15 protein-coding genes are annotated in these 13,136 nt (G+C 44.1%); 3 read left to right on the forward strand and 12 right to left on the reverse strand.

All coding sequences use genetic code 11. The features are described from left to right. Nucleotides 1–79 precede the first annotated feature (79 nt). The 6 genes from glpG to ftsY form a co-directional block, all read right to left on the reverse strand. Nucleotides 80–925, reverse strand: a complete 846-nt coding sequence (glpG, locus tag M4S28_RS00630; RefSeq protein ID WP_004736710.1) for a rhomboid family intramembrane serine protease GlpG — start codon at nt 923–925, stop codon at nt 80–82. Nucleotides 926–983: 58 nt separating this feature from the next. Beyond that, nucleotides 984–1,304 (reverse strand): thiosulfate sulfurtransferase GlpE, encoded by a 321-nt coding sequence (gene glpE / locus M4S28_RS00635; protein ID WP_004736711.1) that lies wholly within the window; start codon nt 1,302–1,304, stop codon nt 984–986. Between the two features lie 436 nt (nt 1,305–1,740). Beyond that, nucleotides 1,741–2,598, reverse strand: a complete 858-nt coding sequence (gene rpoH, locus M4S28_RS00640) for an RNA polymerase sigma factor RpoH (RefSeq protein WP_048613055.1) — start codon at nt 2,596–2,598, stop codon at nt 1,741–1,743. A gap of 177 nt (nt 2,599–2,775) precedes the next feature. Further along, nucleotides 2,776–3,744, reverse strand: coding sequence for a permease-like cell division protein FtsX (ftsX, locus tag M4S28_RS00645; protein WP_004736584.1), 969 nt, complete (start codon nt 3,742–3,744; stop codon nt 2,776–2,778). Beyond that, the gene (ftsE, locus tag M4S28_RS00650; protein WP_004736585.1) at nt 3,731–4,408 is read right to left on the reverse strand and encodes a cell division ATP-binding protein FtsE; all 678 of its coding nucleotides are present in this window, start codon (nt 4,406–4,408) and stop codon (nt 3,731–3,733) included. The genes ftsX and ftsE overlap by 14 nt, the downstream gene beginning before the upstream one ends. 77 nt (nt 4,409–4,485) lie before the next feature. After that, complete coding sequence (gene ftsY / locus M4S28_RS00655; protein WP_249632132.1) at nt 4,486–5,763, reverse strand: signal recognition particle-docking protein FtsY; 1,278 nt, start codon at nt 5,761–5,763, stop codon at nt 4,486–4,488. Between the two features lie 230 nt (nt 5,764–5,993). On the opposite strand from ftsY, the gene rsmD reads away from it, so the two are divergent. Together rsmD and M4S28_RS00665 are read left to right on the forward strand one after the other, a co-directional pair. Continuing rightward, a complete protein-coding gene (rsmD, locus tag M4S28_RS00660) occupies nt 5,994–6,596 on the forward strand; it encodes a 16S rRNA (guanine(966)-N(2))-methyltransferase RsmD (protein WP_016796095.1) in 603 nt (200 codons plus the stop codon). A 10-nt stretch (nt 6,597–6,606) separates the two neighbouring features. Next, the gene (locus tag M4S28_RS00665; RefSeq protein ID WP_004736590.1) at nt 6,607–6,873 is read left to right on the forward strand and encodes a DUF1145 domain-containing protein; all 267 of its coding nucleotides are present in this window, start codon (nt 6,607–6,609) and stop codon (nt 6,871–6,873) included. Nucleotides 6,874–6,990: 117 nt separating this feature from the next. Here M4S28_RS00665 and M4S28_RS00670 read toward each other — a convergent pair whose 3' ends face one another. The 4 genes from M4S28_RS00670 to M4S28_RS00685 form a co-directional block, all read right to left on the reverse strand. Further along, the gene (locus tag M4S28_RS00670) at nt 6,991–7,575 is read right to left on the reverse strand and encodes a YhgN family NAAT transporter (protein WP_009848232.1); all 585 of its coding nucleotides are present in this window, start codon (nt 7,573–7,575) and stop codon (nt 6,991–6,993) included. 223 nt (nt 7,576–7,798) lie between these two features. Further along, complete coding sequence (locus M4S28_RS00675; RefSeq protein ID WP_017061034.1) at nt 7,799–8,035, reverse strand: YecH family metal-binding protein; 237 nt, start codon at nt 8,033–8,035, stop codon at nt 7,799–7,801. A 90-nt stretch (nt 8,036–8,125) separates the two neighbouring features. Next, complete coding sequence (locus tag M4S28_RS00680) at nt 8,126–8,746, reverse strand: lysoplasmalogenase (protein ID WP_029405933.1); 621 nt, start codon at nt 8,744–8,746, stop codon at nt 8,126–8,128. Nucleotides 8,747–9,682: 936 nt separating this feature from the next. Then, complete coding sequence (locus M4S28_RS00685; RefSeq protein WP_249632133.1) at nt 9,683–10,057, reverse strand: DUF4145 domain-containing protein; 375 nt, start codon at nt 10,055–10,057, stop codon at nt 9,683–9,685. A gap of 244 nt (nt 10,058–10,301) precedes the next feature. Here M4S28_RS00685 and M4S28_RS00690 point away from each other — a divergent pair, with 244 nt between their 5' ends. Continuing rightward, nucleotides 10,302–10,631: a DUF2500 domain-containing protein gene (locus M4S28_RS00690; protein WP_004736596.1), complete on the forward strand. Its 330-nt coding sequence runs from the start codon at nt 10,302–10,304 to the stop codon at nt 10,629–10,631. A gap of 60 nt (nt 10,632–10,691) precedes the next feature. On the opposite strand, the gene M4S28_RS00695 is transcribed toward M4S28_RS00690, so the two are convergent. Continuing rightward, nucleotides 10,692–11,705 carry an acyltransferase gene (locus tag M4S28_RS00695; RefSeq protein ID WP_249632134.1) on the reverse strand — a complete coding sequence of 338 codons (1,014 nt, stop codon included), beginning with the start codon at nt 11,703–11,705 and terminating at the stop codon, nt 10,692–10,694. Nucleotides 11,706–11,828: 123 nt separating this feature from the next. Next, complete coding sequence (arsJ, locus tag M4S28_RS00700) at nt 11,829–13,049, reverse strand: organoarsenical effux MFS transporter ArsJ (protein WP_249632135.1); 1,221 nt, start codon at nt 13,047–13,049, stop codon at nt 11,829–11,831. Nucleotides 13,050–13,136: the final 87 nt, after the last annotated feature.

The following is a 13,136-nucleotide window of genomic DNA, read 5'->3' on the forward strand; positions in this document are numbered from 1 at the left end:
AAAAACGAATCCAAATAAAAAAGCGGCTCATCTGGCCGCTTTTTTTTGTCTCTATTATTTAGCTGCTGCCAAAAAGCATCTACTCACTTCGTGCTGAACTCGGTGCTTTCATAGCATCAATCCAACCAATAATGACACCAGCGGCTAGGCCAGCCAAATGAGCGGTGTTTGCAATGGCCATGAACGGTTGCATGTACCCAAGCACTAGCCACACCAACATAAAGCCGACGATCTGTCTTGGAATGCCTAAACCAAGCTGAGGGGCTTTTGCACCCACCACCCATAGATAGCCAACCAAGGCATACACAACACCAGACAAACCACCGAAATTCGCCCCTTCAACCCAGTACTGCCCAGCCCCTGAAAGCGCAGAAGAGACAGCAAAGATCTGAAGTAGCTTGAGGCTACCTAGTTTTTTCTCAATGTCCCCACCTAACTGCCACCACCACAAAATATTAAATGCGATATGCATAACAGAGAAGTGCAGAACAGCATGGCTTAACCAACGCCACAATTGCCATTGTTGTCCGTCAACCGCAGGGAAATGTAGGGCGTTGAAAATAGCTTGACCAAAACCGACTTGCTGCAGTGCAAAAATCACCACACACACCAACATCAGGCTGAGTGTCACTGGGCCCGCTTTGGCTTTTATCATGCCCATAAAACTTGGCGTGTGATAATGAAAGTTGCTCTTTCTGGTCTCTGCCATGTCCCAAGATGCTGCTTGATAGCGCTTATGATTAGGTTCCGACAGGAAACGATTGAGCTCGGCCTCGGTTTCAACTTGATATTGACCATCAAGAAGCCAAAGAGCAAAACGCCCTTCTCCCTCAGGTGACATCTGAATAGGGATCTGACGAGAGGCCATATAATCAATAAACGCTTGAGCAAGACGTGGATTGTCTAACACCATCAATCTAATCATTGTTACTTCCTATTCATGCTATGAGAGATGCTTGAAGCGGTTCAAGTGATAAAGGCTATTAACCCGCGATCACTGGAAGTTCAGCACGATGCCAAGCTTCAAATCCACCATCAACACTATATACCTCTTCAAAGCCTTGGTTCACTAAATATTGTGCCGCACCTTGGCTACTAATACCGTGATAACACATCACTAAGATTGGCTGTTCGAACTCAACCTCATCCATGAACGACACCATGGTATCGTTAGTAAGATGGTAAGCGGTTTTTGAGTGAGCTACCGCAAAAGACTGCGGGTCACGTATATCGACAAGTCGAGCTTCGCCTTGTTCAATAAGGGCTTGAGCACCTTTAACATCGATATGTTTAAACTGGTCCATGACTTTCTCTTTTATACTGATTTACTTTGCTGCCATTGTAACCTATCCCAAGGCTAACAATCACATCCACTTAATAAGGTTATCCACCAGCGATCACTTTTACACCATTTGTGGATAAACCTGTGAATTGCGTGAATAAAGTGCTTTTTTTAAAATAGATCCACAACATGTAGTAATGATCCTGATCTAGCTGTGGGTTAACTGAAACATATCCCCACTCGAAAAACCCCTTCAAAGCCTTACTACACCCTGCTTTTAGACAGCTGACGAATAAACTTCTCACAGAGTTATCCACAAAATCACTTTGCAAATTTCGATCGCAAAAATTGAGAAATCGATCCAAAACAAAAAGGCCGAGATCTCTCGATCTCGGCCTTTTCAAAATTCAGCTATTTGTTAGCTCTACTAGAAAGTAGAAGCTAGATGCTAGATGCTATTAGAAATCGCCAACGGCTTGTTTCAATTTCTTCATCGCATTCTTTTCTAACTGGCGAACACGCTCTGCAGAAATGCTGTAGGTATCCGCTAAGTCTTGCAGTGTCGACTTATTATCATCTAACCAACGTGAGCGCACAATGTGCTGGCTGCGTTCGTCTAAGCTCTTCAATGCGAGTCCTAGGCGATTGTTGGTGTGTGATTCCCAGTTCGCCGCTTCAACCGTTTCAGCAACGTCTGATGCTTTGTCTTCTAGGTAGTAAACTGGAGCCGTGTAAGCAGAACCACCGTCATCGTCATCCATCGGAGCTTCAAACGTAGCATCTTGTGCCGCTAAGCGAGATTCCATCTCACGAACTTCTGAAGGCTCAACACCCAACTCACGTGCAACCGTCTCAACTTCGCCGTTATTGAACCAACCTAAACGCTTTTTAGACTTACGAAGGTTAAAGAACAATTTACGTTGTGCTTTCGTTGTTGCGATCTTAACGATACGCCAGTTACGCAAAACGTACTCATGAATCTCAGCTTTGATCCAGTGAACAGCAAAAGAGACTAGACGAACACCAACTTCTGGATTGAAGCGCTTAACAGCCTTCATCAAGCCGATGTTACCTTCTTGGACGAGATCAGCCATTGGTAGCCCGTAGCCAGAGTAGCCTCTTGCAACGTGCACCACGAATCTTAGGTGGGAAAGGATCAAGCCTTTCGCAGCGTCGATCTCACCTTTGTAATGTAATCGCTCTGCAAGTCCACGTTCCTCATCAGGAGTCAGCATAGGGTAGCTGTTCGCTGAGCGGATATAGCTATCTAAACTATCTTGTGTGACTAAAGCCATTTGATACGCTTGGTTTGCCATTCGGTTCCTCATCAATCTCTGATCTGGAGTAATACATCTATTAAAACCCGACAATCTTGAACCTAAAATGAACAGGTTTCAAGGAGGGGGAAGTAATTATGCATAATCAATTCGTCTATACAAGGCAAAAACTGGTTAAGAACTGCCTATTTTTCGTATAAATATGACTCTATTCACCTAAACTGGTTCAATTTCTTTTAGGTGACGCTGTGCAGAAAGCTTCGCAGCCACACTACCAAGCAGGGTTCCGACGATCAAAAGTAATAAAGACTCATCCCAACTCAGGCCAATTAAGCGGAAATGGCTATCATAAAGCTGAGCCAAATCATCCACTGCACTATTGAGCAATACGGTAATCAATGCCGTCATTACCCAAGCACTAATCGAACCTAAAACGCCAAACCACATCCCAGCATAAAGGTATGGTCGAAGAATGTAGCTGTCGGTAGCACCAATCAGCTTCATGGTTTGAATCTCGTCTTTATGCGCCAACACATTAAAGCGTAATGTATTGCCAATAATCAAAAATACCGCGCCCAACATCAATACCGTTAGGGTAATAACGATGACCGCTGCTAATGCTTTGATCGCATCTAATCGAGCTAACCAATCTTCGTCTAAACGAACATCAGTCACTAGCTCTTGTTTTTTAACGTTGCTTGCTAATTCTTTGATTAAGACATCACTGTGCACGCTTGGCGTAATCACCAACACACCTGGCAATGAATAATCATCTAGGATAGTCAGGGCATCTTCAAAACCAGAATACTGGCTTAGATCCGCAAGCCCTTGTTGCGGTGAAATATATTCCACCAGCTCGACTTGATCCCAACTTTCAATTTCATCCTTAAGCACCATTACTCTCGGCTCAGGAATACCATCCTCTACATAAGCACTTATTTGTGACGGGCTGGTGACATCTTGAGCCACTTCACCAACGTTCTTGCCCAGTAGGTACAAACAAGCTGGCATCGCTAAAGCCATTGAGATCACCGCAAGGGTCAACAAGTTGCCCAACGGACGTTGCCACATTTGCGAGAACGATGACTTAGCTTGTTTCCAATGAACAACAAAGAAGCCGTCGCTTGAAGCGCGGTTTGCTGCTCGATTGGATTGAGGTTTCTTAATGCGCTTATTCGCGGCCATAGTCTTCAACCTCACTCAAAAAGCCTTGGTTTAACTCAAGATGACGGTACTGAGGGCGAGTGTTCACTAACCCGATATCGTGCGTCGCTAGGATGATCGTGACACCTGCGCGGTTGAACTCTTCAAACAAACGTAATACACGGTTAGATAATTCAGGATCGAGGTTGCCGGTCGGCTCATCCGCTAAAAGCAGAGTTGGACGGTTAACCACAGCGCGAGCGATACCCACGCGTTGCTGCTCACCACCAGAAAGCTGGCTTGGCAAACAACGGGCTTTGTCTAGTAAGCCGGTTTTATCCAACGCAGCACTGACTCGGCGTTTTATTTCATTTTCAGAAATAGATTCAATACGCATAGGCAGTGCGACGTTATCAAAAATCGAGCGATCCATCAGTAGGCGATGGTCTTGAAAGACAATCCCGATGTTACGACGTAAGAAGGGGATGTCTTTAGCTGGAATACGAGTGATATCGTGATCGTTAAACCAAACACGTCCGTCAGTTGGACGCTCGATGGCGCAGATCAACTTCAGCAAGGTACTTTTACCAGCTCCAGAGTGCCCACCCAAAAAAGCCATCTCTCCACGTTTAAGGTGAAAGTCCACTTTTTGGAGCGCTTGTCGTCCGCCTCGGTAGGCTTTGCTCACTTGCTGAAATTTGATCACCGAAAATTCCTCTTACGATCACTCATATCAAATTTAAAACGGTAGCAGGTTAAGGATAAACCACTTTGCTACTCGCGTTACTCTTCGCGGCTAAATAGTGCTTCAATAAAGTCTTTAGACTCAAATGGACGCAGGTCATCAATGCCTTCACCCACACCAATGTAGCGGATTGGAATCTGGAACTGGTCAGCAATTGAGAAAATCACGCCGCCTTTCGCCGTACCATCTAGCTTAGTGAGCGTAATACCCGTTACTGGTGCCACGTCACTGAACAGCTTCGCTTGGCTGATAGCATTCTGACCGGTACCTGCATCTAGCGTTAACATGATTTCGTGCGGTGCAGAGTCATCAATCTTCTTCATTACACGAACAATCTTACGCAGCTCTTCCATCAAGTTGCTCTTGTTCTGCAAACGACCTGCAGTATCGGCAATCACGACATCAACACCACGCGCTTTCGCGGCTTCAATGGCATCGTAGATAACAGACGCGCTATCGGCACCTGTGTGCTGAGCGATCACAGGAACATTATTACGTTGACCCCAAACCTGAAGTTGTTCAACCGCTGCCGCACGGAAGGTATCACCCGCCGCCAACATCACTTTCTTGCCTTCACTTTGGAATTGTTTAGCCAGCTTACCGATGGTGGTTGTCTTACCGACACCGTTCACACCAACCATTAAAATAACGTAAGGTGTTTTAGTCGTATCAACAACCAGTGGCTGTTCCACTTGGCTTAAGATATCTGCCATCTCTTCTTTGAGCAGACCATATAGAGCTTCACCGTCTTTTAGGTCATTACGAGATGCTTTTTCTGTCAGATTTTCAATGATCTTAACCGTGGTATTCATACCCACGTCTGCAATCAGAAGTTGCTCTTCTAGTTCTTCAAACAGATCTTCATCGATTTGTTTACCCTTGAACAAGCCAAAGAAGCCAGCACCGATGTTTGCTTTAGTGCGGCTAAGGCTACGCTTAAGGCGCGCAAAGAAGCTTTCTGTCGGCTTATCTTGAACTTCTTCAACCTGAGCTTGAGGAACAGCAACTTCTTCCTGTTCTGCTTCTGCTTCTGCTTCTGCTTCTGCTTCTGCTTCTGCTTCTGCTTCTGCTTCTGCTAGGACAGGTTGCTGCTCTTCTTGAGTCTCTTCAAGCGCTTGATCTGATTCAGCAAGCTCAGATTCAACTGACTGAGGTTCAGTTGGCTTAGCTACTTCAGCTTCAGCCTCGACTTGTGATTCAACTTCAGTTTGATCTTCAACGTTTTCTACGTTCGCTTCATTCTGAGTTTTTGGGCTTTGTTCTTCGTCACCAAAACCAAGCCACGATAATAATCCGCGCTTCTTTTTTTCCGTCATCAGAGGAGTTTCCTAGATCTACTAATTAGCTGTATTGACTTAATACACGTCGACTCTTTGCTATTGTTATACAATACAAGCTTGTACAAACGAATAGTAAAGAAAAATGACAAAGCAGTGATAAGTTTGCTTTTAGCTTGATACACTTTGTCATTGCAAATTTATTTAATACTCGAACCCACTTAAATTGGGCTCGGTATAGTATCACTTTATTAGCGGTCAAAAAATCTATGGTAAGACGTCGCCAGCAAAACACATCACAAAAAAAGCCATCCGGAGGCTTTGTTCGAATTATTAGTGGCTCATGGAGAGGTAGAAAGCTACCTGTTCATGATTTAGAAGGATTACGCCCAACCATTGACCGAGTAAAAGAGACACTCTTTAACTGGGTGGCTCAAGATATCCCACATTCAACTTGCTTGGATGTATTTGCCGGTTCTGGCGGTCTAGGTTTTGAAGCAGCTTCTCGCCAAGCAAAAATGGTGACACTGCTCGAAATGAATCAAAAGGCAGCCAAACAGCTTTCTGATAACGCGAAAGAGCTCAAGGCAGACAACATCAGTGTCGTGAATACTGATGCTATCTCTTTCCTTAAGAAGCCAGGTACTCCTTACGATATGGTTTTCCTTGATCCACCATTTCGTAAAGGCTTACTTGCAGAAACTGTACAACTGCTTGAGAGCAATGGCTGGTTGGCAGATAACGCCATCATTTACGTCGAGACAGAAAAAGAGCTGCAGCTTGAGGCTATGCCAGAGAACTGGGAATTGCATCGCGATAAGACCACTGGCCAGTCTAGCTACCGACTGTTTAATCGAACCACTGAAGAATAGGAGTTATTGAATGAAGTTCTTACTTCCACTAGCAAAAGTAGCCATCGCCTTTGTTTGGTTTATCTTAATCGTAAATATTTTCTATCCATTCCCGGGTAATGCTGCGATTGCGCTTTATATCATGACAGCGTTCTTGTTCTTCATGCACGGCCTGCAGATGCTGATTTTTATCGGTGCATTCGGCGATAAGATCGAAATGTCACGTTGGGAGAAGTGGTCAATATTGATTTTCGGAGTCTTTGCCCTCCTCGATATCCGACGCAAGCACATGATGTAATCAAGCTTAAGCTCAGATATAAAACGCTTAGCTACAGAAAACATCATGACAGAAACAGTAGAGACAAAAACGCCGCTCATTTGAGCGGCGTTTTTTTATTCAGCAATGATAATGATGTTAGCCCATGTAGCCTTTCACACCATCTAGGAACATTTGCGTCGACAACATAACCAGCAACAAGCCCATCAAGCGTTCGATGGCTTTAAGGCCTCGCTCACCCAGTACTCGCAGGAAGAAACCATTAAACATCAGAATAAAGAAGGTCGCGCCCCAAGCCAGCATCACTGCGCCTGAAAGCTCTAACATGTTGTCAGGGTGCTGTGTCGACAACAGAATCAATGCCGCAATCACTGAAGGGCCAGCAATCATAGGGATCGCCATCGGCACGATAAACGGTTCTTCACCCGCCGCTAGGCCGGTAATACTGCCCGCACTTGGGAAAATCATCTTAATCGCGATGATGAACAGAATAATACCGCCAGAGATACTCAAGGTTTCAGGCTGCACGTGCAGGAAGTTCATAATGCTTTGGCCAGCAAACAAGAACAACAGCAGGATAATCAGTGCAAACATCAGTTCACGAACAAGAACAATACGGCGACGCTTCGGATCAATATGCTTAAGGATAGAGAGCACGATTGGTAGATTGCCGAGCGGATCCATAATAAGAAACAGCATGGTCGCTGCAGATAAAATTTCCATAAGTTTGTCTCGAAAAGCGTAAGTGCGCGGAGTATAGCAGTCTCAACATTGATTTTCGAACGCAGTAATAAAAGGATTAACCTATGTAATTAGAGGGGAATTTTTCGAGAGCAAATAGAAAGGAGAAAAGTAAAAAGATAATTTAAGAGTGAAGCCGAAACGTCGCACCCACTCTTCTTATCTATAAAAGCCAAAAGGCTCAAAAACCAGTTGTTACTCGAGATTAGTGGTTACACACACGTTCGCGATTGGTGCAAAGTTTGTCATCAATAACCACGACCTTTTCCATCTTCAGGAAAAATTTCAGCAAGCCATCCAAATCCAGACCATTTAGCTTACACGTATGGAAGCGAGCTTCTGCGCCGTAAGTCTGAGCGAGCTCTTGCGTCAACTCTTCACGAGTCAGGGGCTTTTCACTCAGTAGGTTTAAAACGTTGTGTGCATGAATTTCGGTAGTCATAACTCTATCTCATGTTTAATGAAGTAGACGTAGAGTACCTACTTTCATCTTAACTGCCTTGATGTAGCTCAGAATTAAGCTAGCTCTACCCTAAATGGTAAGGGAAGCAACAATGAGAGCGTGCGCGAGAAAGTAACTGCCCGTCACCCAAAAATAGGCACCTTTGATTGGGCTACGATAGAAATTTAGCGCATACGCCAGTGCCGAAAGTAGTAACACGCTACAGCCAGCAAAACCAACCGCATGTGACAATTGAGGATCAAGCAACCAGAGCTCACCAGAAGCCCATGCAAGCTGAATAAGCACGATACCCATGATAACCACAGGAAAGACGAGTTTGTCTAAGCGAGGCAGAAGTAAGAAGAAAGCAACGACACAAGCCGCTAATAGGAGCGCGAACAACCACCAGACCATTTCTCCTGATAGCTGTAACCAAAATGCTTTGCTGTAACAGAGCTGAGCCAATAAGAAGCACACAAAATGCAAAGGACGCTTTTGAGTAACCGTATGAAGGACATCTGCGATTGCAGAGATCGCCAACCCAGCGACTATCCAATAGGTAAAGTCAGAAACGACAGATTGAGTTAAAGCAATGGTCGCCAATAATACAAAGGTAAATACCTTATACGACAAGGCCTGACCGATATGTCCATGTTTCGTTCCTGCTATTGCTCCGATACCAGATAAGGAAACCGCCAACCAACTCCACATACCATTTGCCCCATTGCTTTAAATCGTCGCCAGTCTAGGCACACGAGTGTTGATGTAAAGCCTCAGCCCCTCAAAATTGGATCTTGATTACGCTTCCACTAAAAAGAGCCTCTTTAGATTGAAGTCGTAACAATTACTATGATGACTATGATGACTATGGCTATTCTTTTAAAACTAGAGCGATTCATCGACAAACTTATTTAAATTGGCATTAGAGCGTCCAGACTTGAATTTTAGTCACTTCTAACCTATGGACTCCTTATAAAACCCCCATATATCATCAAATACCGCACTTGAAATTTAAAAAATATCGTATTTAAGGTTAATTATAACAACAACTTAAACAAACAAATCCAGAGTTAACAGGGAAACGAAAACACCACATCACTCTAGACTTATAAAGTAAGTGGCTTGCTTTCTTAAAACCCAACTTTGTCAGGTTTTTTCAAGTCCTCTGTAAAACCCCCCACAAAAAACAACCCGAAAAATAAAAAATAGAACAAAATCAAAGCCAGAAACCACCAACCCCTATTAATACAGTTTAACAACCTTTAACAATATAAATTACACAAAATGACCATTATAAAACAACAACTTAGATCAAAAAAGTATAAACATGAAGCACAACGTATAAAATAAGAACACACCAAAAAACACAGTTAAACACACCCAAACAAGCCAAAAACCAATAGTTTTCTACTACTTTTAAAGCTTTCGAAAGTAATTCTTGATCTAAACCTATAAGTAGTGCTATTCTTTAAAACATAGCGAGAGACAACCAAATTTAGGAGTAGTGTTATGATTTCATCTTCGCAAAGACAAGGACTTGTAATGATCGCGGTAGTTGTAGGTCTAATGACACTACCGATGATGTACTAAGCAAGTTACAAATAAAAAAAGGGACGCCATGAGCGTCCCTTTTTTTGTTCAATTTTTTCACTTCGAAAACAGATGCAGTGTTAGCACATCCCAGTTCGCATAATAGAAACCCGCGGCTGCTAAAGTCATTGCCATCATCAGTAAGATCGCAACTCGCCAGATAAAACGACCACTACGTGGAGTCAGCTCCTTCTCACAGTCGTTACACATCATGATGAACTTATGTTGGTCTTCCAACTTAGCCTCATGTTCATTGACTACCTTATTACGACACGTTGCGATATAACGCAGCTTGCTCACCATATCGTGCGGTAGCCTTTCTTCACAGCTTGTTATAAGCTCATGCAATCCTTCGCCTTCGGCATGATATTGAAGCCTCAATAACTTCTCTATATTGCGAGTTCTTGTCACCACTTTTTCAATATCGGTCATCTTGGCCCTCCCACTCCACACTATAATTCTAGTCGAGCATTCCCTTATTTTTATACAAATTTACTGATATTTACGTGAGAAAGAGACAATAAATAACAATGCTTTATCCCAAACAAGCCACTAAATGTGATGTCTGCCGAAAAATAATCAGCTTGGCTTACAACAGTTCACGAATAACAGCTTTAAACACATATCCCTATTGTTTGAAAGACTAGAATAACCATCACGACTACATGGAGGTTATATGCCTAATTCACTCTTTTTTGCCATCTTTGCACTTGCTGGTCTAGCGGCTTGGGTATTTATTGGTTTCTATCGAAAACACTCGCAAGGTGAAAATGCGCCAGAAAAGAAAGTGAATGTCACGGTGTTAGACAAACAATCCATCGACCTTCCTGACGCAGAACCTGGCCAAGAAGATCAAGAGTACTGGATTTACGTTCAACGTGGTGTCGTTGGTCCAAAACGAGAATTCCAAGTCGGCATCCACTACTTCCACGCCCTTAACCCTGGCGACAAAGGAACCTTAACCTACCAAGGCGATAAGTTCTTACACTTTGCGTTGAAGCGCTAAACGTCAGCCGCTTCAACTGCCTCCCCTAAGTAATCGATCAGACAGCCTTAGCACTCACCGCTAAGGCAATAACCAACTTGTTTTCTCTGACTTAGCGACCAACCAGCTCATCCATAACGCACCAGCTCCGCTGATCACGATCCATAGGGGAATAACCCAAGCAGGGTGTCCTTGGTACCAACCGAATTCTTTCATTGGCCATAAGAAAATCGGGTGCAGCAGATAAATACCTAAGCTGTGTTTACTGATAAAACCAACCACTTGATTGCTCTTCTCAGACAACCCTTCACCATAGTAACGGCACACCATGAACACCATGCTCGCCGCTAATACGGTATTCAACGTCTTGTAAGATAACCAACGCCCTACTGTGTACTCTTCTGCTACCAAGCTTGCATCAACCACCATGTAAACCGTAGTCAGTAACGCTAACCCACCAAGTAACACACTCACGCCAACTGTCATCTTGTTAAGTGGCACAATCTTATACAGCAAGTAACCCAATGGTAAGTACCCGGTGTACAACCACAATTCGTGGCTCCAAGGGCCATCGATTTTCAGTAAGAACAGTAATGTTGTGAACAACCATACCGCCGTAAAGGCATAGACCGATTTATCACCGTACTTTCTGACCATGATCTGCAAGAACGGAATAACAAAGTAGAGTGGGATAAAGTAATAAAAGAAGCCAAGGTGATAGTAGGTATAGTGATGATAGCTATTGAGTAGCACATCCCAACTAACGTCAGCATCAAAGCCCATCGCAGACCAACCCGATAGGTAGGTATAGAAAAGCGACCAGACAATGAAAGGGATCAGCACCTTACCCAGACGACGCTTGAGGTAGTACTTGGCGTCAAACGGGCGCTGATCACTCAGCATCAGAGCACCAGTAATCAATATGAACACCGGCACCGCCCAACGACTAAAACCGTTCACCGTAATGGCGGTCAGCCATTCACCGAAAGGAATGGTGCCTAATTCATTCCGATAAGGCGCCAAAACATGAATCGCGATAACTGCTATGGCCGCGACACATCGTGCTAAATCAAAAAAGAGAATTCGCTGCTTCATGTAAATGCCTGATTAATATTCAATCATTCTACTATAGCAATAAAAAAGCTGACCGGAATAAATACCAAGTCAGCTTAGTGTTAAAGGAGAGGCTTATCGCGAATTTAGCTATTGCGAATGAGCCTATGCGGCAGAAACTTGTGTCACCTTAGGCAAGCAAAGAGAGATCACCGTAGTTATCGCTAAAAACGCGAAGGATACCCACAAACACGCAGACAAACCGGCCATTTGAAATACTAACCCTGATAGAATTGTACCAATCAAACGGCCCATTGCATTCGCCATGTAATAGAAACCGACATCAAGAGACACACCATCACCTTTCGCATAACTCACAATTAAGTATGAGTGCAATGATGAATTCACCGCGAAGATGGCACCAAACACCATCAAACCACCGATGATGACTAACTCTGGTTGCCAACCGATCTGTACCGCGTAAGCAATACCGGCAGTCACGATAGCCAACGCACCCGCCCATAATAGCGCCGCATGCCCATCTGGCACCTTGCCTTGAGCTTTACCAGTAATCTTAGGTGCGATGCCCTGTACAAAGCCATAAGCGATGGTCCAAGCCGCTAAGAAGCCACCTACCCATGAGTGGTCCCAGCCAAACACGCTACCTAGATAGATCGGCAGAGCAATCACAAACCACACGTCACGGGCACCGAATAGGAACATACGAGCCGCAGACAAGATGTTGATGGATTCAGATTTAGAGAAAATCTGCTTAAACTTGGGCTTGGTTTTCGCTTTACCCATGTCCGCTTCCAAGCTCATCAAACTTCCGATGAACACCAATGTCAGCACAGCAGACATCGCAAGCACTGCGTATTGGAAACCAATCGTCGAAAGCAGCAAACCACCAATAAAGAATCCTGCACCTTTCAATGCATTCTTAGAGCCGGTTAGAATCGCAATCCACTTATAAAGCGCACCTTGCTGTTCATCAGGGACTAAGGTTTTGATTGAGCTCTTGGCACTCATCTTATTAAGATCTTTGGCGATACCAGACAAAGCCTGCGCCGCCATTACCCAAGGAATGGTCAACATGGCTGATGGCACCGCGAGCATACCCAAGGCGACGACTTGCATCCCTAAGCCGATGTTCATGGTCTTATTGAGTCCAAGACGCGCCCCTAACCAGCCACCGATTAGGTTGGTCACCACACCAAAGAATTCATAGAAAAGGAACAGTGAGGCGATTTCTAGTGAACTGTAGCCAAGGTCGTAAAAATACAGAACCACCAGCATGCGAAGTGCACCATCAGTAATGGTGAAGTTCCAGTAGTTGAAAGTCACCAACATATATTGGCGAACGCTTTTGCTTAGGTTTGCGAACATAACATCACACCTATAAAAACGGAGAAAAGCGAAGTAAGAAGAGTAGATAGAGCTTTTGGATCATGATGTTCCAAAAGCTCTTGTAAC

This window comes from Vibrio sp. J383 (genome assembly GCF_023503985.1).
Classification (GTDB): Bacteria; Pseudomonadota; Gammaproteobacteria; order Enterobacterales; family Vibrionaceae; genus Vibrio; species Vibrio splendidus.

Bases quoted from the DNA above. Each gene is read 5' to 3' on its own strand.
- glpG (WP_004736710.1), bottom strand. From the start codon at position 925: ATGATTAGATTGATGGTGTTAGACAATCCACGTCTTGCTCAAGCGTTT.
- glpE (WP_004736711.1), bottom strand. From the start codon at position 1,304: ATGGACCAGTTTAAACATATCGATGTTAAAGGTGCTCAAGCCCTTATT.
- rpoH (WP_048613055.1), bottom strand. From the start codon at position 2,598: ATGGCAAACCAAGCGTATCAAATGGCTTTAGTCACACAAGATAGTTTA.
- ftsX (WP_004736584.1), bottom strand. From the start codon at position 3,744: ATGGCCGCGAATAAGCGCATTAAGAAACCTCAATCCAATCGAGCAGCA.
- ftsY (WP_249632132.1), bottom strand. From the start codon at position 5,763: ATGACGGAAAAAAAGAAGCGCGGATTATTATCGTGGCTTGGTTTTGGT.
- rsmD (WP_016796095.1), top strand. From the start codon at position 5,994: ATGGTAAGACGTCGCCAGCAAAACACATCACAAAAAAAGCCATCCGGA.
- M4S28_RS00665 (WP_004736590.1), top strand. From the start codon at position 6,607: ATGAAGTTCTTACTTCCACTAGCAAAAGTAGCCATCGCCTTTGTTTGG.
- M4S28_RS00670 (WP_009848232.1), bottom strand. From the start codon at position 7,575: ATGGAAATTTTATCTGCAGCGACCATGCTGTTTCTTATTATGGATCCG.
- M4S28_RS00675 (WP_017061034.1), bottom strand. From the start codon at position 8,035: ATGACTACCGAAATTCATGCACACAACGTTTTAAACCTACTGAGTGAA.
- M4S28_RS00680 (WP_029405933.1), bottom strand. From the start codon at position 8,746: ATGTGGAGTTGGTTGGCGGTTTCCTTATCTGGTATCGGAGCAATAGCA.
- M4S28_RS00685 (WP_249632133.1), bottom strand. From the start codon at position 10,057: ATGACCGATATTGAAAAAGTGGTGACAAGAACTCGCAATATAGAGAAG.
- M4S28_RS00690 (WP_004736596.1), top strand. From the start codon at position 10,302: ATGCCTAATTCACTCTTTTTTGCCATCTTTGCACTTGCTGGTCTAGCG.
- M4S28_RS00695 (WP_249632134.1), bottom strand. From the start codon at position 11,705: ATGAAGCAGCGAATTCTCTTTTTTGATTTAGCACGATGTGTCGCGGCC.
- arsJ (WP_249632135.1), bottom strand. From the start codon at position 13,049: ATGTTCGCAAACCTAAGCAAAAGCGTTCGCCAATATATGTTGGTGACT.